Annotated in this window: 2 protein-coding genes and 1 pseudogene; all 3 read right to left on the bottom strand. The window is 57.2% G+C overall.

Annotated features, from left to right (window positions below; all coding sequences use genetic code 11):
* Positions 1-412: HEAT repeat domain-containing protein (locus tag NW837_RS09700; RefSeq protein ID WP_414331081.1), on the bottom strand; the 412-nt coding region annotated here is incomplete at its 3' end.
* A gap of 21 nt (positions 413-433) precedes the next feature.
* Positions 434-1,954: an Hsp70 family protein gene (locus NW837_RS09705; RefSeq protein ID WP_414331083.1), complete on the bottom strand. Its 1,521-nt coding sequence runs from the start codon at positions 1,952-1,954 to the stop codon at positions 434-436.
* A gap of 5 nt (positions 1,955-1,959) precedes the next feature.
* Positions 1,960-2,259 (bottom strand): annotated as a pseudogene (locus NW837_RS09710) (hypothetical protein); the annotation flags it as partial.

A 2,259-nucleotide genomic window follows, 5' to 3' on the forward strand; every position in this document is an offset into this window, starting at 1 on the left:
GGTTGGCCTGGCTCAGGTTGGCCTGGCTCAGGTCGGCCCAGCTCAGGTTGGCCTGGCTCAGGTCGGCCCAGCGGAAATCCCGCTCTCCCGCTTCATACCTTGCTTGGACATCTCCAACCTGTCGGAGGGGAAGTCGATGGGACTTTGCCACCTGCACCTGCTGCGGATCCTTCGATTCCAGCAGCGTCTCCCAAGCCGCAAACTGCACTTCCCAGTTGGGATCATTTCGCAGGGCTTGGATAACAAGCTCGGCCCCTCTGGATCCGTACCTCAGAGCACCCTTGATTGCTTGGATTCTCACCTTGGGATTCGGACTGCCCAGGGCTTGCTCAATGCCCACCAAGCCTCCCATGACCGGATCGGATCCGGCTGGTTGCTGTCCACCCAGAACAGGATCAAAGTTTTCCGCCATCCCTAACCTCCATCCCTAACCTCAAGTTAACCTTCCAACCACCTGCTGCTGCATAAGGGTCTTTTGAGTTTGCAAATCTACTACCGTTACCCGCAAAGTTCGCCCGGCATCGACGGCAAAGGTGACCTGCAAACGATCCACTCCCACCCGCCCTAGCGGCTTGAGGGGAATGGAAAGCTGGTTGTGGATCCCAAGGGGACGAAAGCTAGAAGCTGCGGTGCTGTTGCGGATCTGCATCCGACCGTCGGGATCGTAAACAACCTCAGTTGCCCCTTCCTCGGCCATCTCACCAACCACCAGGTTGATGTGGCTTTGCCCATTGGCGTTGGCCTGCAAGGGAGGCAGTTCCACCGTGGCAGGATAAGCCGTGCCGCTCTTAAAGAGAGGGAAAAAGTCGGGCGCCTGCAAATAGGGATTCCAGAGCCGCAGGGCATAGGTATGGCGGAGATGATCTTGAAGGCGGGCAAACTGGGTGAAGGCCAGAGCGCCGTGGGCCACTGCCTCAAACGGCTTGTGGTACTTGACCTTGTCGCGGCCAAAGAGGCTAATGACCTGATGCTGCACTCCTGGGATGAGGCTGGTGCCACCCACCAACACCACCTGGTGGATATCTCGTTTAGAGATCCCTTTATTGTGGGCTTTCTCGATGACCTCATCGATGGCTTCTCTCAGCCGCGTCAGCAGGCCGCGCTCTTCCAACAGCTCCTGGAGTTGCTCGCGCTGAAGCGTTAAAGTGTGGGTCTCAAAGGAGTCTTCATCCAGCCAGGCCTCGCTGGCCTGAGAATGGCTGGAGAGGCGGATCTTGAGCCGCTCGGCAACCTCGCACAGAACCTGGAAGCTGCTGGCCGGGACCTGCTGTCGCTTGCGGCCCAACTGCTCCAGCACCCATTCGGCAATCCAGATATCGATATCGACGCCGCCACAGCCATAGGCCCGGTCAGTTTTGGCAATGACCTCAGCTCGGTAAGCAGTGCCCTGCTCTGGCTTCAAGATTTTGACCAAAGAGAGGTCGAGAGTTCCGCCCCCCAAATCGATCACCAAAATCAGGGATCCCGGCTCCTGGATCCCGTAGCCCAAAGCAGCCGCGGTGGACTCGTCGAGGAACACGACCTGTTGGATCCCTAGGGAGCCAAACACCTCTTGCAGGTTGTGCAAATAGCCCTCGTAGGCTCCCACCGGCACGGTCAAGATCACCTTATCGGGCTGCCAGCCCTCTGCCTGGAGTTTGGCAAGAAGCTGCTGCAGAAAGATCCGCGTGGCCTCTTGGGCTGTGTAGGCCTGTCCATCCACATAGGTTGGAGCCGGCTGGAATTGTTGAGAGAGATCCCGCTTAAAGCCTTTGAATAGGCGCTTGGGATCCCGTTTGGCCTGGGCAGGTGCCCCAATCAAAAATTGCTGATTTTGGCCGACAAAGAGAACCGAGGGAATTAGAGGGGGGCTGCCGTCGTAGCGGTGGGTGATCCCTGGTATATCGATTGCAAGGGGTTTTTGGTTTTGGTAGGCACAGACCACCGTATTGGAAGTGCCAAAATCAATAGCCAACGTCGTCATGCTGCCAAGGAAGGTAGAGTGCGACTGACTTTGGCTCGAACTAAAACTTGATCCCTAAGTCGATAGCCCACAAAGCGAACGTAGACCGGCTCTCCCGCCTGGATATCCTCTTCATCGGGCTGGTGGCTTTCTGGGTCATAGGCCACCTGTTGCCACACCTGGCCAATGGTTTCCAACTGCCAGTCTTCCAACAAGTTGCCCAGACAGGTCAGCAAAGCCAAGACTTGCTGCGCGGGGTAATCCGGTCGCCTCTGCACAACCTGCTGCAGGGTAGGATATTGCACCAAAAGAGGCTT

Source organism: Synechococcus sp. R6-10 (genome assembly GCF_047461815.1).
Lineage (GTDB): Bacteria > Cyanobacteriota > Cyanobacteriia > Thermostichales > Thermostichaceae > Thermostichus.